The sequence below is a fragment of the Rhizobacter sp. LjRoot28 genome (genome assembly GCF_964253025.1).
GTDB lineage: Bacteria > Pseudomonadota > Gammaproteobacteria > Burkholderiales > Burkholderiaceae_C > Rhizobacter.
On sequence record NZ_CAXUQC020000001.1, the window covers coordinates 1,919,718 to 1,939,343 of the forward strand.

The following is a 19,626-nucleotide window of genomic DNA, read 5'->3' on the forward strand; positions in this document are numbered from 1 at the left end:
CTGGCGCAAGGCCATATGCGCCGTCATCGGGCCCACCGCTACGCTTCTTCCGGGAAAACAGGACCCGAGCACGTTGAACGGCCACCGGGTCGTCGTTGCCAACGTTCTCGCGGCCTACGCCGTACAGCGCTCGCACCATGGCTTCCGACTCTTCGGGAGTCATCGGCCTGGTGATACGGCGGAGGATGTCGAGGGCACTCATGGTCGGACCTGGATGTTGCGCTGGAACTCTGGCGGGCGCGCGGGGCGCGGGACTGCCGTCCCATCATTCCCCTCCGATTGACCGCTTGATACGGTCCCAGTCGAACTTCGGCGGGTCGACATCCGCAATCGTTGGCTCGTAGATGGTCCAGTCGCTCGGGACCGTACCCAGAAGCTCCGCTGCCACGGCTTCCAGTACGAACAGGCCAGGCGCCTTGGAGACCAACCGCGAGCCTGGGAGCGCAGCCCGCAGCCGAGCTTCGGCGTCAGCAAGGTTCTGCGGGTCTCCGATGAAGCGTACGGCAAGAGTGGGCAGGGGACAGCCTCCAGAGTTGAGGTCACCGCGGGTCGGGCGTCGTCCGTTACGGCGCATTACGATGCACTTTCGTAATTGCCGAAGATGCTCGTAATTTGAGCGTCTCTCCCCCTGCAGGCCCAAAGTTTCCTGTGAGCACCGTTATCAACCGGTCTTGCGCCTCCGGGTCGAGCAGCCCCTGGCAGCCATCGACTTCGACCAGGTGCTGCTGCCGCTCGCCGTCGGTCCAGAGGATGGTCTCGTCGTCGACGGCCGCCCACGCCACGGGCTTCAGCCAGGCGACGTGCCGGCGAACAATCTCTGATTTCAAGAGCCGCCAGTAGTCCGCATCGCCGATGGGCCGATGCCGCGGGGGACACGGCACCTTCGTGGTCAGGTCCTCGAACGTGAAGCCCAGCACCTTGCCGCCCAATTCGGGGCCCAGCTCCTTGAGCACTGCCGGCAGCCCGTGCTTCCAAGGCTGCGGCGAAGTCAGCACGATGCGAGCATCCGGCCAACCGCGGAGGATGCCTTCGAGAACCGGCACCGCTTCGTATCGGCGGTGGCCCTGTTCCCAGGGGTCTTTCCGTTCGATGAGCTCGTAGAGCGATTGACTGGGATGAAGTACGCCCGAGATGCCCAGGTAGATGACCCGTAGCGATTCGTGATGAGTGTCCATTTCCACCTCCGTCCAAAATGCCGGCGTAGCGTCTAGTGAAAGTCTCGGGAAGTCGTGGCCAGCCTGCCAAGCAGCGGCGTCAGGTCCATCAACTTGCCCGCGATGAGGCTCTTCATGTCGCCCTCGCGTTGCCAAGTGCCGTAGACAGCCAACAGCCGGGAGCGCAGAACCTCCGGACGCTGCTGTTCGCGCAGCGACTTCCACACGATGACCTGAACCTCGCCGGTCTCGTCCTCGAGGCTGATGAAGATGGTTCCGTTCGCAGTCTCGGGCTGCTGTCGAAGGGTGACGATGCCGGCGTATCGGACGAGGCGACCGTTGGGGCACTCGTCCAGTTCAGCGGAGGTGCGGAGGTTGCGCTTCGCCAGTTGCGGGCGGAGGAGGGCAAGGGGATGGCTCCGCAGAGTCAGACCGGTGGTGGCGTAGTCGTGGACCACCTCTTCACCCTCCGGCGCTGCTGGCAACTCAAGGAAAGCCTCCTCGATGGGTGCATCTCGCAGGAGCTTCGGCGCTCGCTTCAACCCGGAGGCATCCCACACTTGCTGTCGCCGGTGGCCGGACAAGCTGGCCAACGCATCTGCCCCTGCCAACAGGCGCATCTCTCCCTGGTCAATGTCAGCCCTTCGGGCCAAGTCGTCGGTACTGTCGAAGGGCGCTTCCATCCGGGCAACCATCAGTCGCTCCGCAGTGGCCTGCTTGACGCCCGCCACCTGCCGAAGTCCCAGACGGACCGCTGGCGGCCCCGGAAGGTCCTCCAAGGTCGCGTCGAAGTCACTGTGGCTGACGTCAGCCGGCCGGACGACAACGCCGTGCCGCGTGGCGTCCTGCACCAGCTGCGAAGGGCTGTAGAACCCCAAGGGAAACGAGTTCAGCATCGCCGCCAGGAACTCTGCCGGGTGATGGCACTTCAACCAGCATGACGCGTAGACGAGCAGGGCGAACGAAGCCGAATGGCTCTCAGGGAACCCGTACTCGCTGAACCCATGAATTTGCTGGAAGATGCTCTCGGCAAACTCCTTCGTGTACCCGCGAGACGTCATCCCGTCGACGATGCGCGAGTAGTACTTGTCGAGGCCGCCCTTGCGCTTCCACGCGGCCATTGCGCGGCGGAGCCCATCAGCCTCTCCGGGTGTGAACCCTGCGGCGAGGATGCTGATTTGCATGACCTGTTCTTGGAAAATCGGAACGCCGAGCGTGCGACCGAGCGCCTCCTTCAACGCCTCCGACGGGTACGTCACCGGTGTCTTGCCCTGGCGGCGCTCCAAGTAGGGGTGAACCGAGCCACCCTGGATGGGGCCCGGCCTGACGATTGCGACCTCGATGACCAAGTCGTAGAAGCACCGCGGCTGCATGCGCGGAAGCATCGAGCGCTGCGCGCGGCTTTCGATTTGGAACACGCCGACGGTATCCGCCTTGCAAATCATGTCGTACGTGACGGGGTCCTCTGCGGGGATGTCCTGCATCTCGAATACGTAGCCCTTGCGCGTGCTGATGAACTCGAGAGACCGGCGGATGGCCGAGAGCATGCCGAGCGCCAAGACATCGACCTTGAGCAAACCCAAAGCGTCTAAGTCATCCTTGTCCCACTCGCAGATGGTGCGGTCTTCCATGGCCGCGTTCTCGACAGGGACCATGCGCGTGAGCGGGCCCTTGGTGAGTACGAAGCCACCCGGGTGCTGCGACATGTGCCTCGGCATGCCCATGAGTTGCGCCGTCAGCGTCATCAGCTGCTGGACAGCCAGGTCGTCCGGGTCCAGTCCCACCTCCACGAGCCGCTCTCGCATGACTTCGCGGCCGTCCCACCACATCAGGTTGCCGGCAAGGGCGTCGAGGATTCCGGGCGCGAAGCCAAGAGCCTTCCCGACGTCGCGGATGGCTGACTTCGGCCGGTACGAGATGACGACAGCGGTCAGGGCTGCGCGATGCCTTCCGTACTTTCCGTAGAGGTACTGGATGACCTCCTCACGGCGCTGGTGCTCGAAGTCGATGTCGATGTCCGGGGGCTCATTCCGTTCCTTGCTGATGAAGCGCTCGAACAAGACGCTCATCCGCGCGGGGTCAACCTCGGTCACACCGATGCAGTAGCAGACGACGGAATTCGCTGCGCTTCCACGACCCTGGCAGAGGATGTGCTGCGACTGCGCGAAGCGCACGATGTCGGCCACGGTCAAGAAATAGTGTTCGTACTTCAGGTCTTTGATGAGTTCGAGCTCGTGCTCAATCTGCAGCTGCACCTTCGCAGGCATACCGTTCGGCCATCGACGGCCCGCGCCCTCGTAGGTGAGCTTGCGCAGGTACGACGTCGGGGTCTCGTCCTGCGGAACCACCTCGTCGGGGTACTGGTAGCTGAGTTCGCTGAGCGAGAAGTCGCATCGGGCCGCAACTCGCAGCGTTTCCTCCAGCAGGTCCAATGGGAACGTCTGGGCCAGACGCAGCCGGGTGCGCAGATGCCGCTCAGAATTGCACTGGAGCTCGAGGCCGCATTCGGTGAGCGGCTTGCTGACCCGGCTGGCGGTCATCACATCTTGGAGGGGCTTGCGAGAGCGGACGTGCATGTGGACGTCGCCACTCGCCACCAAGGGGATGGCGGTGAGTTCGCTGGCTTCGCGAAGCCGATGAAGCCACATCTCATCGTCGATGACCCGGTACAGCTCCACCGCAAGCCAGCAACGACCAGTGAAATGGGTCAGAAGCCACCGTGCCACCGTCGTCAGCTGCTCGGTTGTCGATGAGCGCTCTGGAGACGCAAGCACCACGCAGTGCTTCAACTCGTCCGGGTCGATGTCGTCGATGCGCAGCGAGTACGTTCCCTTGGGGGCAGAGCGTCGCAGCATAGTGATGAACTCGCAGAGGTAGCCGTAGCCCTCAAGGTTGCAAGCAAGGACGACGAGAGTGAACGGTGAGTCGCACTGCACGAGGAACTGGCTGCCAATTAGAAGCTTCAGCTCCTTCGCCTTGGCCGCAACGTGTGCACGGACGACGCCGGCCATGCTGCACTCGTCCACCATGGCAAGTGCCGTGTAGCCCAATGTATGCGCGCGTTCGACCAACTCCTCGGGCCCGCTTGCGCCCCGAAGGAACGAAAAGTTGCTCAGGCAGCGGAGCTCCGCGTACTCCGGTATCGAGAACTGTGGTCGGCTGGTCATGCGAACGACCCCTGCAGGTACCACGCCGTCTCTTCATTGGCCAGGCGCTCTTGGAAAATCCAGAGGACGCCGCAGTGGTCGCTCAGCGCAACCCAGTAGTCCCGTACGACGTTCTTGGTTCCCTCGGTCTCGCCATCCTTAATCCGGTGCCACCAGCCACCTTCGACACGGTGAGGCCCCGTAAGCAGATGGAGCGGCCCTTGATACATCGGGCGGTTGCCGCGCGTGGCCAGGCGCAGCGGCTCAGGGAGGACGAAGCTGGGCTGCGGAATGCCGGTCGTGCGGATGCGCTTCTTCGCTACCGGCTGGGGCGCAGGCTGCCAGTGCTGCATCCATTCGAGTCGATGGTCCTCGACGAGCACGGGACGCAGCACGCGCTCGGGTCCGAGCCGCGCGGCTACCCGCTCCAGCACCAGCGTCAACGACTCTCCCGCACGGACGGTGTCTGGCAGGAGCGAGGCAGTCCGCTCTTCCAACGCATGAACGTCCAAGGCCTCCAGCTCGAGGTCTCCTGCAGGCGCCAGCAATTCCACCTTGGCCAGGTTTTCGGCGAGGAGCCGACAGAGATGCTCGAGGTCTCGCATGGGCGCCGCGGTCCGTACGACCAGCTCGCCTCCGGTGCCTGCTTCCTTGGAACGCATGGTGTCGTGCGCCCAACGAAGGGCGAACGCGGTTGTGCCTGAGTGCCTGGCGGCGAGCCACCCACACATCGACATCAGCAGTCGCCGGGCACCGAACAGAAGCGCAGGGGCAAGTTCCACGCGGGACATGAGCTCCACGCGCAGCTTGAAGCCTTCGGGGATGGTCAACCAGGTGTGGGCCTCAGGTCGCAGGCCGTACGCCTGGTCCATCGCTCCCAGCAGTTCCTTGTCGAACCGTCGACTGACCCCGCCTCGGGGAAGCTTGCGAATGTCGCCCAGGGTTCGGCATCCCAGCTGGGTGAGGGTGGTCTGGTGCTTCGACGTCGCGCTGAGAGCACCCATGGGGAGCTCATCTAGAAGCTCGCCGATGGGACGGCGGATACCGTTTTCCTTGCCGACTCGGGCGAGCGCCAAGGCCGCCAAACTTGTTGGCGCCCACGAGACGGAGGTCACCCCGAGGTCCGCAGACTCCTGGACGACGCGGTCGCGCAGCGCCCGCTTGCCACGGAACAACCGAGTGCTGGCCTCCACCTCCATGACGACGGCTTCATCGACGACGGCAACGCGGGGCGTGAATTGAAGCGCCCATGTTCCGAGTCCTTGAAGGGCATCACTGGACGGGGGCGTGCTGTCGGGGCCGAGCGGTAACACCAGTGCTGCCCACAACATCGGCAGTCACCTCACGAGAAATCAGACGGCTGGGCTTACGAAGCCGCGGCGTCAGCACAGAAGCCAGGCCACCCGGCACTGACGGCAGAACGAGCTCACCGTCATGCACAGGGCCACGGCGCTTGAAGACGTTGACACGCAGCTCCCAGTCGAGACCGACCGACGCGTGGACACGTAGCGGGGAAGCGGACGCCTCATGGCGGGCAGCCTCTGGGCGGCACAGGAACACCGGCCCTTCACACGCCTGCGCACAGACCTGCAGCCGGCGCAGCTGTTCTTGCCGAGCCTGGGGCAGCCACGCCACGATGGCGCCGGCGGCATTGGATTTGATGAGCTGCTCCGTTACCCAGAGGCGCTCGGCTGGCAGCTCTGCATGGACCCAAACCAGCTGCCGTTCGTCCAGCCCCTCGTGGAGGAGGCCCGGGAGGTGAGGGCGGCGCGGCGGTCCAACGACAACGACTTGGCCACCTTCGGCGACCACCCTGCGCAGCGCAGGTCCGAGCAGCCGCCACTCCAGAACCGACGGCTGGGCAGCCAGCACCTCAGACACGGACCCGAGGGGCCAGCCACCTCCGGGCAGCTCCGCATCCAGCTCCGTCCAGCCGGACGCGCAGACAGACGTGACGATGCGGCCGAGCTCGTTTCCGCGCCAGAGGGCTGCCTCAACGGCGCGCGGCAGCGCCCCAGGAGCAATGTTCTCCTTGGGAGGCGGGAGGGGCTGGGACTCGAGGTCTTCGAGCCAGTCGAGGGCGGGCGAAGGCATGGCTGGATGGGTGCTGTATGTGCATACAGTATCATCCCGCAAGCGCGCTGTCGACTCGCAAACCGTCGATTTCGACACCGCCAAGCTGCTGTCCTACAGCCGCTATAGCACCTATGCAATAACGGCAGTTCGTCCCACGTCACAGGCCCTGTCGCACTTGGCTGCAAGCGCAAAACTGCCCCCCAGGAGCTTCTAGAGAGTTGGCTCCTTCCGCTCGGGAACGGGCGTACTGCTGCTTGTAAGCGGCCCCATCCGCCACTTCTGTTCCTCTAGGACTGAACTGATTGCCGAACAGAGGGCGTGTGCAGACCGACTCGACCCAAACGACACCTCGTCCTCGCCGTAGCGAAACACCACGCCGGTAGGCCCTGGGTCGTCCCAAGACTCTTCCAAGTCGAAGGTGCTTCGTGGCAAAATGAACGTCACCCAGTACGGGATGCAGAGCAGGAAGCGGACGCGAACAACGCGCCCATTGCGGATGCGCAGCACGGACAGGAATGCCAACGGCGCCACCAGGAGCCCCAGGAGTACTGCCTGCCAGACCGAAAAGAGGAGGACAGGTACGACGTAGAGCGGAGCTACCACCATAAAGAAGATGGCAATGGTGTCCGGAGCGACCACGTAGACCGTGCCCGTCCAGAGACGAAACCCCACCCACCATCCGTACAGCAGCACCAGCGGCCGGAGCAACATCGTGATGGCACGCCCGATGAGCGGACCTTCTCCAGGCATTCGCATGGTCATCTCCCCGTTCTTGGTTTGATGAAATCATCGCATGGACCCGCCTGGCAGCGGAGCGGCGCTAACCGCCGCGACCAGACCGTGTAGGCAAGGTCCTCGTCACCACTCGAGAGCTTTGAAGGAAGAACCCGCGAGTCGTGTCCGTTCGGGGTGGCGCAGAATGCGGCCAAGGAGCGCGTACATGGACATCCAAGAAGCAATCACTCAGGACTTCGACATCTTGAATTAGTTGGATGCGGACGAGCAGAAGGCCCGAGAGAACCTATTTGGCATCTTGAGGCAAGGCCGTGCGCCTGAGGCGTTTGATTGGGAGTTCTTGGAAGAGGTCCTTGAGCTCAAACGCAAGACGGTGGAGCAGCTACGAAAGAATGTCGATGAGGTGACTGAAGGCGCTGTGCGCAAGGGGCACTGAGCCCTGTATGGACGGGTTCGCCGCTCCGGAACCTTGCCGACCAGCGGGTTAACAAGTGGAGAGGGTGATGAGAACGTACGTCGTATCTGCGCTTCTTGTGTCTGACGGTCGAGTGACAGGTGTCATGGCGCAGCAATTCCAGGCGACGCCCGATGGCGACCCGGTTCTCACGGACGCGACGTCTCCTGATGCAGCGGAGCTAGAACAGCTTGTCAGAACCGAGCAGGTCTTCGTGGTGCGGCGGACGACGGCCGGGGTCGTTGAACTCGGCTCGCAAGTCCGAACATCCGGCATGCGATTCGTCAGCGTCGACGAAGACGGGGTCGAGAACGACGAGTTGATGAAGCTTGGACAGTTCCACGAATAACAAGTCGACGCTCCGCGCCTAGCACGTAGCTTCGGTGATTTGTGCGATAACGCGTGCATCACTCGGAGATTTGCATGTGCTACAGCGCCCAGATTCGAGCCAACTACGTGAGTTTCACGCGCATGTTTGGCGCGTCGATGGACATCCGGGAGTTCGCCAAGGTGTTCTTTCATCGCGAGCAATCCAAGCTGCGAGTTCCGAAGGCGCTGGAAGCCGAGTTCGAGCATCCGCAGACTCCGGAGGAGGCGGAAATCAAGGCTGCCATCGACAGCTTCAAGGCCGACCGCGAGCTGGCGCTTCAGCAGGAGCTGTTCGCTCAGCGGCATCGGCTCGTCGATGCGGAGCGCAAGCTGCAGGCCAGGACCACGAAGGGTGCGCTCGAGAGTCAGCGCATCGCCACGGAAAAAATCAGCAAGGCCCAGCCAGGACCTCAGCGACCTCAAGCGTCGGGAGCTGCTGGACCGCGACCACCGCATCTTTCCTGGGTGGTACGCACCCGTCATGGTCGTCCAAGACGGCAAGAAGGTGGTGATGCCCATGCGCTACCTCTGTCGGCCCGCTGGGTCCCACCCGTCGTTCGACGTGAAGTTCTCAGGTTGCTACAACGCCAGGCGCGACAACCTCGAGAAGTTTTGGCGAAACCAGTTTGGCTCGTTCCACGGCATCCTCGTGTTAAACGCCTTCTATGAAAACGTGAAGCTCCACGACATGGAGCACCGAGCACTTGGTCCCGGCGAGGAGCCCCAGAACCGCATCCTCAAGTTCGAGCCGAATACGCATCAGGACATGCTGGTGGCGTGCGTGTGGTCCCGCTGGAAGGGTGCGAACGGAGATGAGTTGCTGTCGTTCGCCGTCATCACCGATGACCCGCCGGAGGAAATCGCCGCGGCGGGTCACGACCGTTGCCCAGTTCCCATCAAGCGCGAGTACGTCGATGCCTGGCTGAACCCGGACCTCAGCAACTTGCAGCAGCTGCAGGACATCCTAGAAGACCGTGAGCGGCCGTACTACGACCATCGCGTGCTCGAGAAGATGGCCGCGTGACTGCGCGCATGCCATAGGTCGAGGTCGGGTCATGCAGAAGTCCAAAGCAACCAGCGACGCGCAGCCGCAGCTAGGCGGCCTGGGCACAGGCGCGGTCGTTGTCCTTGATGGCGGTACGCGGGTCCGGCTTGACGATAGGGTGGACTACTGGCCAGCCACGGGCGAGTGGCGTCCACTCGGGCCGCCTTCCAACGCAGCGGAGCTCGCTGGCGGCGTCGGCATGACCAGCCTTCTCGAGTACCTCGCATCGGAGCGCGTGCGCACTGGGCACCCCGTTCTCGGCCCGGTGCCACTGACCTCAGACCGCAGGGTCACCTGCAACTACTGCCAGCAGCCGGCCGAGTTACACGGCGGGCTTGCCGTCTACCCCGACCGGAAAGACTTGGCCAATCGGAGTTTTTGGGTCTGCTGGAACTGCAATGCCTGGGTCGGGTGTCACAACGGCACCGACCAGCCGTTCGGCGGCTTGGCAAACGAGGAGCTACGGCACGCTCGCATCTCCGCGCACAAGAGCTTCGACCCGCTTTGGGAGCAGGGGCGGATGACCCGCCGTGAGGCGTATGCGTGGCTCTCGAAGACGCTCAGCATCCCCAGCGAGGACTGCCACATTGGGATGCTGTCTCTCGAGGACTGCCGACGAGTGAACCAGGTGGTGTGGGATACGTTCGAGCAGCCCTAGCACGTCTCCGCTGCACCGGCGCGGGAGGCACCGTGAACTTGCCCCCCCGGCGGTCAAGGTGATAGAGTTCGACTCAAGGCCTTGTCCGCCTGAGTTTCGAGCGACTCAATCCAGACCGACCGCAAGTCCGTTAGTTCTCCTACCAACCCGCCCCATGCATTTCGCCTGGCCGCGGACCAACGGTAATCGCTCGAGGGGTCCGCGTTGAACTAGGAAAATGCCATGAACGTTGGTATCAGTGAACTTGCGTCCTCCCTCCGTGTTAACACCGCCGATGCCGTAGTGCGAATTCGGCTCGGCCACGGCCATCAGCTCATCTGCGCCGCTCTTGGGTACAAGACGCTCGCGTCATACCAAGCTGCCCAGACAGCTAGGCTTGAACCGCAGAGTCTCGAACGTGTCCGGCACGTTCTTCCTGACTACGACTTGCTTGCTGACCGTGCCCGCGAGCTGGGTGTCGCCAAACCCGCAGCCGAACTCCGCACCCTCGTTGACCGCGCCTTCGGGGAGCGGCTTCCTTCCGCCCGCCTTCACGGCTCGTACGCTGCGATGACGGTAGTGTTCCAGGATGAGGTCCAAAACGCCGTCTTTGGCGATGACGACGTCAACGCCGAGATGGCCGGAGCCAACTACGACGGGGTTGAGGAGGTTTATCTCGAAACCGAACTCGAACCGCACGAGGTTGATGTCGGCCAGGCGAAGGTGGAAACCCTCAATGGTCACGTCACGCTAGGAATCGACACCGAGCGACCGTACAGCGGGCACCAGGTGATGTTCGAGGTCGCCGTCACCACCACCCGCAGCGGTCTTCTGTGCTTCGATGCGCTCGACATCGAGGTGTTGTCCGCACAGCTGGACCAGGACTGGGGCGACGACGAACCGGATGACCATATCCCCACGGAGCACATGAAAACGCTCGCGCAAGCGTTCGCCGAGCGACTCAAAATCAGCGAGAACGAGGCTCAGGAACTGGTCGACGCCGAGCCCCAGGAGCTTACCGGCAGCAGCGGCGAGATGACGTACGGCTACCTCTTCGACTTCGAGGGGCACGCCTCACCGAAACTTGCCAAGAAGCTGCGCGCGCTTCACGGCTCGTTGGAGCTGGAGGTCGACCCGGCATTCTTCGGGACCATTCACGCGGACGTCCGCTGACGCACCGAGGCCGGCAGTGCGGGGGCGAACGCCCCCGCTTACGGCGAGGCCGGTCATTACGGGCGGCCGTAGCGTGCCGCCCCTACTTCTGTGCCGCAGTCTGCCTCGACATTCGTGTTCGCTAGGGCAGAACGCCGCCCGCGTCACTGCCTTCCGTCTGACAACTGATTCGGAAATTGGATTCTTGTCCAGCGGTAGCTCGGCTTCGAGAATTCTTCGAACTGGGAGAGAGCCGTGGAAGCACTACGTCAGAGCCTGAACACCATGGGAGCCCTGCAACACCTTTTGGCTGTTGCATTCCTCATCTTCTATTCGTTGGCCATCGGCGGCTTCCTAGGCTCTCGGGCGCGCCGAACCGTCGTCCTTGCTGCGATGTTGTCCGCCACTGCCTTCATCGCCGCGGCCGACAATCTGGTTCACGGGATTTTGCTCACTGCACTCGCTGTCCTGGCTGTGGGCGTATATCTCGCGGTGGCCTGGGCTCTCAAATGTGTGTGCGAAGCTGCCCTCGCACCTGCTCGCATGTCTTACGACCTGGCGAGCAGCGAGATGATTTCAGCACTCGAGGAAGTGGAGCCTGGAGTCATTCCGGGTGCGACAGTTACGGCATAGCGTCCGGCTGCCGGCGCGGCTGGAAGGCCGCGGCCAAGCATTTGCATCCCCGTAAGCCAGCAATACATCGGAGAGCTTGGGCTGCTCGGGTACTCGGAGGCGGCAAGACCAGTTCGTCGGACGACCTGGCCACCACATCGGATTAGGCCTGCGATGGCTATCGACAAACCGATTGGGCTATCCTGCGAGCCGTATTCACTATCGGAACTGCCATGAGCAAGTCGGTCGCGCAGCTGGAAGTCGAAGTTGCCAAGCTTCAACAACGCATCTCGGTCGAGAAAGCGAAAGAAGCCAAAGGTGTCATCAGTCGCATCAAAGAGGCAATCGACTATTACGGGCTGACGGCTGAGGACCTGTTCAACCCTGTCTCGCGTGAGGGTACGGAAACCCGGGGTGGACGTAGCGCCTCCGAAAAGTCCAAGTCAACGACCGCTAGGAAACTCCCGAAGCTGGACGCTGCGGTGAACCCCTCAGCCACTCCGACCAAGCCCAAGCAAAAGACCGCAGGCGTGAAACTGCCGGCAAAGTTCGCCGATGGCAACGGCAACACCTGGACCGGGCGTGGCAGCACACCGCGGTGGCTCACGGACGGCGTTGCTTCTGGAAAATCCAGAGAAGACTTTGCCGTCCAGTCCAAGAACGACTGACTAGACAGGGCGGGCCGTCGCGGCTGACCCTGCGAGCTCGACCGACTATTGCGACGCCGACCTCAAGGCAATGAGCACCGCGTAAGCAGCATTTGCTCGGCGGGCGGACTCTTGGACCTGGGCACGATTTTCCGGTGTCGAGCCCGCCAATCGCGAGGGATGCGCCGCGTCCACGAGTTGCCGGCGCACGCTTTCCACCGATTCCCACGGAGTACTGGGCGTCGCCTTGAGCAGGAGGTAAGCAGCGTCTGCCGAGGGTGTCGGGACGCCGCTCATCTCGGCTGCTCTGAGCGAACGCGGGATGGGGGCTGCCACAGGACCAGCCGCCGGCGCAGCATTCTGCGAATCCGGTCGGAGGGAAGGCGCTGGCGCTGGTTGCCGGCGCGGGGCCTGTGCAACGGGCACTGGCGCCGCACTTGACGGTTCAGCCGCCGCGGGAAGGGTGTCGGCCTTAGCAGTCTTGCGAAGCGCCGCTTGCACCTCGGCGAGAAGGTTGACCGCTCGCGGTACCTGTCGGTGCTTGAGCTCGCCTTCCAATTGCTTGAGAGCCTTCACGTCGGTAGTGGACGCGGCGAACAGCGCTTCGAGCTGTGCGATGCCGTTCTGCATCAGCGGACGAGCCATGATTACGCTGCCTCCTCGGCTTCGTCCGCAGTTTCGGCCTCGATACCGAACGGGTCGACTTCCTTCGAGTGGACCCACACCGTGTTGTCAACAGACTCGGAGCCAAGAGGCTCAATGCCAAGCCGGTCCAACGTCTCGATGAGGTCGGCCACGACTGCTTCCCGGCGGCGAACGAAGCTCGACGCAAAGCAGCGCCAGAACGTCCATCCGGCACGCTCCAGCACCCGTTGTCGGGCCATGTCGTCGGACCACTGGCCGGGACCGTGGAAACGGTCGCCGTCGCACTCGACAGCCAAGCGACGCCCCTCACTGCCTTCGACTACGAAGTCGATGCGATAGCCCCCACAAGGGACCTGCGGCTCCACTCGGTAGCCGCGCTTCACAAGCTCGTCGAACATCTCGAATTCGAAGCCGGACTCGCATCGTTCACGCAGTGCAAGGACCTTCCGCCCATCCTGTCTGAACGGCTGTCGGAAGTGTCGAATCAAGCGCGAGTTGAGCGTGTCTTCGCCGAAGGTCGACTCGGTGACCGACCGGAACAGGTACATCCTGTCTCGAGCCCGAGACAGCGCAACATTGAAGCGCTGGAGCATGTCTGCCTTGTGCTGTGCCGCCCGGTTCGTCGCGTCCAAAACCATCGACACCATCATGATGTCGCGTTCACGGCCCTGGAAGACGGGCGGCGGGCCAACGGCAATCTTGCGAGCAAGGATGTCCGAAGGAGACAGCCGACGACTCACAAGCTCCTGAATGTGGGCTGCTTGCGCGGTTCCGAGCAGCGTCACCACCCCGATAGTCCGGCCCGCGAACTCGTCGTCTGCGAGCAGCACTTCGTTTTCGTCGACGATTGCCTTGGCTTCGGCGGGATTGATGTCGCCTTTTCGGTGACCGCCTTTGACAAAGACATCGACGAGGGGAGGGTCCAGGCGCTCGTTCGGACTTGGAAGCCGAAGAGGTCGAATGTCTCCTTGGTAGAACTCACGGTTCGAGAACTCGATGATGGCAGGCACACAGCGGAAATGCTCCTTCAGCATCACCGAGTTGCCGGCAAAAACCACCTTGGCCAAGTCGTAGATGGACTTGTCGGGGGTCATCTCCGAGCCGTGGGGTTGATTGTTCAGGAACCGATTGCTCAGCTCCTTGATTTTCTCTTCTGCGGTACCCACTGCAGAGGGGGAAACTTGCTTGTGGTCGCCGACGACGAGCAGTTTCTTCCCGCGAAGCAATGCCGGCAGCGCCCAGATGTCGGACTGAGAAGCCTCGTCGACGATGACCAGGTCGAACAGTCCGATTTCAGGAGGCAGCGTCTCGGACACGCGCCAATGCGGAAGCACCCAGCACGGTACCGCTTGGTAGGCCCGCAGCATCGCCGCTCGTGCCGTGGCCCTGTGCCGAATGGCGCGCACACCGGTGCCAGCGCCCATCGCCTGAACGGCGTTCAGGTATGCCTGCAGTGCCTGCCGGACACTGTCAGGCGAATTGTTGAAAACGCCCAGCCAAGTCTTCTCCGCGACGATGTCCTGGTAGGTGCGGGCTAGGCCTGTCGTCAGCGTCTTTCTCTCCGCGAACAACTCCCCGAGTTTGTGGTGGCCGTCGATGCGTTCGAGGAACATCACCGCCTGGCGCCAGTTCCAGGCCTCGAGCCAAGTGGCAGGAGTCAGCGGGTCGTGGTCCGGCTGGGCAGGAGTAGTTCGAACCCGAGCGCTCCATTTTGTCGCTCCGGCGCCCTGCAGCGCTGCTCCGACGCGGACAACCTCGTCCAGTGCCGGGCGCAGCGCGGTCAGACGCTTCAGCTCAACCTGGAGAGTGCCCCAGGCGGCTTGGAGCGCGGCTTCGTCGGCATTCGGTCGCCCAATGCTTTCAACCAGGAATTGGCGAAGCTCTTTCACAATGGCCCCCGACCGGCCTTCGAGCTTCTGCATCAGCTCCTTGACGCGCTTCATCGCATACGCGAGCCGCCCTTTGTCGATATGAGCCTGCAGACTCGACGTGATGGTTGCAAGGAGCGGCTCGCCTTCGACCATGAGGCGGTCCAGCACCACTGCACCGAATACCGTGGAGACGCGGTCCGCAATCGTGGCATCGAACTCGAACACGAGTCGGCGCACAGTGTCGATGTGAGCTTGAGCCTGAGAGATTTGCTTGAATCCAGCTTCCAGGCCCTCAGCTGGCTCGAGGCCGAACTCTCCCGCGAGTGAGTTCCAACGCGCAACGACCATGCGCACGTCTGCGCGCCACGACAACAGTCGTTGCACTTCCTCCCAGTCCGCCCTCGAGGACGGCTGAGGCGCGGCCCCAAGCACCTTCACGGCAGCGACGAGTTTCCGTGCATCACCACTTCCGAAGGGCAAAGCGAACGCGCTCTTGCCAGCGATGAGCCGACCGACAGCTTGTTGGAAGTCGGTGTTCGATTCAGCGTCCGCGGGAACCTCCACCGCCTTCGGCAGTTGCTGGCGCCGGGCATCGTCAAGTGACACAATCTTTTGACAGGTCTCAAGAAGGGCGGGCAGAAGGACGTTGTCAGCTTGCATGTCTGCCAGGCGCGCCCCGAGAGCGTCCATCCAAGGCTGGTGCGCACCCGCGAGCTTTGCCCTGCACGCTGCGCGGGCTGCCAGGAAGGCGACTAGCTCTTGGGCTTTCTCGAAGGTTTCGAACCGGGAGTCCACCAGCCGCAGCGTGCTTCCTTGAGTGACGCTGTCCTCAATGGCACGCGCCTTGACCCGGTCCCGATGCAACCCCTGCAGGTCTACCCAAGCGGGGAAGTCGTCAGGGGCGGGAAGCAGGGCTGTCAGGTACACCAAGTCCTGGCCAACCAAGATGCGGGCCTGCCGCAGCGCCGAGACATCCGCGTCGTTGAACGTCAGCTTCCCTTCGGCTGCACCCGGCGGTTCATCGTCGAACCATTGGTGCTCGTCAGCTTTCTCGAGGACCAGCTTCGCCATGTCTTCAGGAGAAACCTCTCGACCTTGGAACGAGTAGTTCCGCATGTGCTTGGACGCGTAGCTCGACACGGTGTGGTCGACGTTTGCAATCTTCGCGTGAAGCTGGTTCAGCTTGAGTTCCGCCGCCGCGATAGCAGCCTCCGCACGTTGCGGATTGATGGACGCAACGCTCGAGGCGATAGTCTGAATCGAGTGCTCGAACTGCTTCATGCCATCCCGCTCGTCGGACAGGAGGGACACGCTCAACGGACGAATGCGTTCCGGGAGCTTGTCCTGCAGAACCGCTAAGGCAGACTCGCTCTTCGCAGTCACCAGAACTCGTTTCCCCAGCGCCAGGTAGTGCGAAACCACGTTGGCAATCGTGTGCGTTTTGCCCGTTCCCGGAGGTCCTTGAACGACAGCACCATCATTGCTTTCCAGCTTCTGGATGATGGAAACCTGCTCGTCGTTGTACGGCATGGGGAAGTACAGCTCGAACGCGCCTGCCGGGCTTTCGCTCGAGGACAAACCGCGAAACGGCTGCTCGGGGCGCACACGAACGGCTGAATCGCCATGTTCGACAAAGCTGCGAATGACGCCGGGAAGCGAGGGGGCAGCCTCAACGCTCTTCTTCAAGCGCCGGATGTCTTCCAGGAAGATGTCCCCGGAGCGTTTGCGGCCGAAGAGAACCCAGGTGTTGGTAATCTTCAGCTTGTCGCTGGGGGCAGGGGGTGTGACGCCATCGGTACGAACCTCGTACGCGCCCGACGGGTCGAGATGGCCCACTGCCGCCTTGAGAACGCCATCGAAAGTCGAGCTCTCAAACGGGTTGACGCGATGGGCTCCGGTGGCCAGCGTGCTTTTCCAGAAAGCGTCCAGCTGCCGAACGCCTGCGATTTCCATCTCCGCGTAGCAGTCGGCTTCGAGGCGGGCTTCAACTTCGCGGGGCCGAACCTCGAGGTCGAACGTCTTCTCATTGAGCGAGATTTCGCAGGCCTGGACAATCAACGGGTGCTTGACCGGCGTGCCGAAGCCTTCCTTCTTCCATGCGGTGTTGCCGATACCCCAAACCAACTCGAGCGCGGTCTCTGCGCCATCAGAGGAGATGGCCTGCTGCAGGGCAAAGAGCTGGTTGTAGCGGGCGATGGTCTTCCGGCGTGGGCGCTCCGCTGCTGCCCATGGCGCCCACTGGTTCTCCACGTACCAATCGAACAGCTCCTTGACCTCCGGATGGTCATGCAGACTGTCTCGACCAATTTCTCGTTTGCCGTCGTACCGAGCAATCTCAGTCTTCAGTTCCGGGGTCTTGTCCGGACTTTTGGGCAGGGTGACCCACAGCTTTAACGTCTCATCCAGCTCGGGAGCAGCAATCTCTTGCAGTCGAGGGAGACGAAGCCAGACATCGTCCCCTTCGACCTGCAGGTTGAACTGGAGCTCCGGCAGGCCCTTGAGCTCGTGTTGGTACGCGACGAAGTACTCCGTCGGGACCGAGAACGCTGGTTTGGTTTTGAGTTTTTCGACCTGCTCAATGTAGGTGAGAAGGTCGAGCACGCGCGGCGCTGCTTCGTTCAAGTGGTGGCTCCCTTGGAAGGCGCCGACTCCATCGTCGCTGAGCTTTCATCGACGCCGTGCTGCTCGCAATATTCGAACAGCAGACTTTCCAGCATATTCGTCATGCTGCGATGCTCGCGTGCCGCGGCGGCCGCAAGGAGAACCTTGAAGCGCGGGGACACTCGGAAGCTAACGGGAATGGTTTTCTCGGCTGCCATGTTGTTGTCTTTGTATAGAAGAGCACAATACACGGCCGTTACGTTCAGCAACAGGCGGGTAGCGCTGGTCGTTGCGAATCTCGTGACTATTGCTCAGTCCGGACCGGGTCCACGAGTGAGCACGCGGGTGAGGTGAGGTGGGGGCTAGTCACCGGTCGACCAACCGCTTCCGCGCCTCGTGAACCCATTGGTCGTGCCATTGACCCGTTCCCATTCTCCGAAGCACGAGGTCACGGAAGGCCGAAGGCCCGGGAGGGCGCCGCCGCTTGTGTCGGCCTTGGTTGCATCGTGAGCAGGCCGCTGCAATGTTGTCCGCCGTGTTCCCGCCACCGTCGCAGCGCGCAACCAGGTGTTCCGCTGTGCACTGGAGGTGTTTGGCTGCCCGGAGGCTTGGCGTGGGGCAGGGGAGTTCAGCCGGGGAGTTCAGCCACATGGGCGAGGTGCAGTAGCAGCACCTACCGCCTTGTCGAGCGAACGCACGTAGCCGATGGGAAGGATTGGTCGAAGGCATGAGGACAGCTCCATGAGGGAAGCGGAAAGTCCTCGCACCTGGTCACCAGGAAATCGAGCGCCGTCGGAAAACCGTATCGGCTATGACTGGCCTAAAGACCAGCCGGGTCGGGCCTCCCGGCCTGACGCAGAATGAAGTTTGCCAAACAACGCGGAACGATGCAACCGACTGGGCGATGCGCGCATTCATAATGTTCAGTACGGAGCGGCAGACCGATGAGAACACTATCGCCACTGCACCCGTACAAACCCAGGGGAGGGAGCAAGCATGGGCGTGGGAGATTGGTTTCAAACCTTCTGTGGAAATCTGCGGATTGGCGCTGACAAGCGCAGCTCCGTTGCGTACCGGACAGGGCGCATCGCCGGGCAATTGAATCATGACTTGCGAGGTCTCGATTCGAAAACGAGCTACCGCTTCTACGTCGGCTCCTACGGCCGCGGGACGGCGATTCCGTCCGTCAGTGACGTTGACTTGCTCTACGAGCTCCCGTTCGCGCTTTGGGAACGGTTCGACAAGTACTCTGGAAACGGGCAGTCGGCGCTGTTATCGCTGGTCAGCAGCTCAATCCAGACGACATACCCCACCTCCCGCGTCGGTGGTGACGGCCAAGTTGTCGTAATCAAGTTCGACGACGGCGTCACATTCGAGATTCTCCCCGCCTTCACGAACGAAGGCGGCGGCTACACCTTCGCCGATACCAACGGCGGCGGCGGCTGGAAAACCTGTAAGCCGAAGCAGGAGATGGAAACGTTTGGCGCCCGGAACGGCACCTGCAACGGAAACCTGGTTGAACTTGCACGGATGACGCGGGCCTGGCGGGACTGGAACAACGTTCCCATGAGCGGCATGCTCATCGACACTCTTGCCTACCAGTTCCTGGCGGACTGGGCCTACCGCGACAAGTCATACGTCTACTACGACTGGATGACGAGGGACTTCTTCGGCTTCCTCGCAGGTCAGGATGCCGCCAAGTCTTACTGGACAGCGCCGGGCAGTGGTTCGTGGGTGTACGGCAGCGGATTCCAGTACAAAGCTCGGCAGGCTGAACTGCGGACCATCGAGGCGATTGGCAGCCAGCAATCCAACTACGACTACACCGCCAAGGCGACCTATCGAGGCATCTATGGAACCGACTTCCCCAGCTAAGCAAAGCGAAGCGAGCGCGCTCGAAAGCCAGCTTCGGGAGATGTACGGGCGCGCGGCGTACACGCACAAAACGCACCAGAAGATGGCGGACAACTACATCTCCCGCTACAAGAACATCAAAATCGCAGAGATTGTCCTGTCGGCAGCGACCGCCAGCAGTCTGCTAATTGCTCTCTTCGGGGATGAGCGTCAGGGGACCATCATCGGGGCAGTGTTGTCCACCGTGCTTCTTGGCTTCACCCTCTACTTCAAGGAAGCATCGCTCGGCGAGCAGGGGCAACTCCACACGGAGGTCGGCGCAAAGCTTTGGGGCGTCCGCGAGCAGCTCCTGAGTTTGTTGGTCGACCTTCAAGACGGCCGTCCGGTCGAGGAGGTTCGCCAGCAGAGGGACCACCTGAATGAGAAGCTGGAGGCAGTCTACAAGTCTGCCCCTCGAACCGACTCCCAGGCGTATGCCGATGCCCAGAAGGCGCTGAAGGAAGCGGAAGAGCTCTTCTTCACCGACGAGGAACTGAACCGGATGCTACCAAAGTCGCTACGAACCTCGCGGAAGGCTTCGGCACCGGACGCGTAGGGTCCGGCCATCGACCCGGCCGCATCGTTCGTT

At 62.4% G+C, this 19,626-nt stretch carries 15 protein-coding genes and 1 pseudogene; 8 read left to right on the forward strand and 8 right to left on the reverse strand.

Annotated elements, in window-relative coordinates:
- Positions 1-563: 563 nt before the first annotated feature.
- From ACSQ2F_RS08865 to ACSQ2F_RS08885, 5 genes are all read right to left on the reverse strand, one after another.
- Positions 564-1,175 (reverse strand): HAD domain-containing protein, encoded by a 612-nt coding sequence (locus ACSQ2F_RS08865; protein ID WP_436021841.1) that lies wholly within the window; start codon positions 1,173-1,175, stop codon positions 564-566.
- A 32-nt stretch (positions 1,176-1,207) separates the two neighbouring features.
- A complete protein-coding gene (locus ACSQ2F_RS08870; protein ID WP_436021843.1) occupies positions 1,208-4,321 on the reverse strand; it encodes an error-prone DNA polymerase in 3,114 nt (1,037 codons plus the stop codon).
- Complete coding sequence (locus tag ACSQ2F_RS08875) at positions 4,318-5,631, reverse strand: Y-family DNA polymerase (RefSeq protein WP_436021845.1); 1,314 nt, start codon at positions 5,629-5,631, stop codon at positions 4,318-4,320. Before ACSQ2F_RS08875 ends, ACSQ2F_RS08870 begins: the two co-directional genes overlap by 4 nt.
- Positions 5,573-6,394, reverse strand: a complete 822-nt coding sequence (gene imuA / locus ACSQ2F_RS08880; protein WP_436021847.1) for a translesion DNA synthesis-associated protein ImuA — start codon at positions 6,392-6,394, stop codon at positions 5,573-5,575. Before imuA ends, ACSQ2F_RS08875 begins: the two co-directional genes overlap by 59 nt.
- Before the next feature lie 192 nt (positions 6,395-6,586).
- Entirely contained in the window at positions 6,587-7,138 is a 552-nt protein-coding gene (locus ACSQ2F_RS08885) for a hypothetical protein (protein ID WP_436021849.1), read from the reverse strand.
- Positions 7,139-7,671: 533 nt separating this feature from the next.
- Between ACSQ2F_RS08885 and ACSQ2F_RS08890 the strand changes: the two genes are divergently transcribed.
- From ACSQ2F_RS08890 to ACSQ2F_RS08915, 6 genes and pseudogenes are all read left to right on the forward strand, one after another.
- The gene (locus ACSQ2F_RS08890) at positions 7,672-7,914 is read left to right on the forward strand and encodes a hypothetical protein (protein ID WP_436021851.1); all 243 of its coding nucleotides are present in this window, start codon (positions 7,672-7,674) and stop codon (positions 7,912-7,914) included.
- Positions 7,915-7,988: 74 nt separating this feature from the next.
- Positions 7,989-8,958: pseudogene (locus ACSQ2F_RS08895) on the forward strand (SOS response-associated peptidase family protein).
- 31 nt (positions 8,959-8,989) lie between these two features.
- Positions 8,990-9,637: a zinc-finger-containing protein gene (locus ACSQ2F_RS08900; protein ID WP_436021853.1), complete on the forward strand. Its 648-nt coding sequence runs from the start codon at positions 8,990-8,992 to the stop codon at positions 9,635-9,637.
- 222 nt (positions 9,638-9,859) lie between these two features.
- Complete coding sequence (locus tag ACSQ2F_RS08905; protein ID WP_436021855.1) at positions 9,860-10,789, forward strand: hypothetical protein; 930 nt, start codon at positions 9,860-9,862, stop codon at positions 10,787-10,789.
- A 264-nt stretch (positions 10,790-11,053) separates the two neighbouring features.
- Complete coding sequence (locus ACSQ2F_RS08910) at positions 11,054-11,401, forward strand: hypothetical protein (RefSeq protein WP_436021857.1); 348 nt, start codon at positions 11,054-11,056, stop codon at positions 11,399-11,401.
- A gap of 212 nt (positions 11,402-11,613) precedes the next feature.
- Positions 11,614-12,048 (forward strand): H-NS histone family protein, encoded by a 435-nt coding sequence (locus tag ACSQ2F_RS08915; protein WP_436021859.1) that lies wholly within the window; start codon positions 11,614-11,616, stop codon positions 12,046-12,048.
- 626 nt (positions 12,049-12,674) lie between these two features.
- Here ACSQ2F_RS08915 and ACSQ2F_RS08920 read toward each other — a convergent pair.
- The 3 genes from ACSQ2F_RS08920 to ACSQ2F_RS08930 all read right to left on the reverse strand — a co-directional run bounded on the left by ACSQ2F_RS08920 (position 12,675) and on the right by ACSQ2F_RS08930 (position 17,873).
- Positions 12,675-17,165, reverse strand: a complete 4,491-nt coding sequence (locus tag ACSQ2F_RS08920) for an AAA domain-containing protein (RefSeq protein ID WP_436021861.1) — start codon at positions 17,163-17,165, stop codon at positions 12,675-12,677.
- Complete coding sequence (locus tag ACSQ2F_RS08925) at positions 17,162-17,362, reverse strand: hypothetical protein (RefSeq protein ID WP_436021863.1); 201 nt, start codon at positions 17,360-17,362, stop codon at positions 17,162-17,164. The genes ACSQ2F_RS08920 and ACSQ2F_RS08925 overlap by 4 nt, the downstream gene beginning before the upstream one ends.
- A 148-nt stretch (positions 17,363-17,510) precedes the next feature.
- Entirely contained in the window at positions 17,511-17,873 is a 363-nt protein-coding gene (locus ACSQ2F_RS08930) for an HNH endonuclease (RefSeq protein ID WP_436021865.1), read from the reverse strand.
- 267 nt (positions 17,874-18,140) lie between these two features.
- On the opposite strand from ACSQ2F_RS08930, the gene ACSQ2F_RS08935 reads away from it, so the two are divergent.
- Both ACSQ2F_RS08935 and ACSQ2F_RS08940 read left to right on the forward strand, forming a co-directional pair.
- Positions 18,141-19,019, forward strand: a complete 879-nt coding sequence (locus ACSQ2F_RS08935; protein ID WP_436021867.1) for an SMODS domain-containing nucleotidyltransferase — start codon at positions 18,141-18,143, stop codon at positions 19,017-19,019.
- Positions 18,997-19,593 carry an SLATT domain-containing protein gene (locus ACSQ2F_RS08940; RefSeq protein WP_436021869.1) on the forward strand — a complete coding sequence of 199 codons (597 nt, stop codon included), beginning with the start codon at positions 18,997-18,999 and terminating at the stop codon, positions 19,591-19,593. Before ACSQ2F_RS08935 ends, ACSQ2F_RS08940 begins: the two co-directional genes overlap by 23 nt.
- The last annotated feature ends 33 nt before the right edge of the window (positions 19,594-19,626 follow it).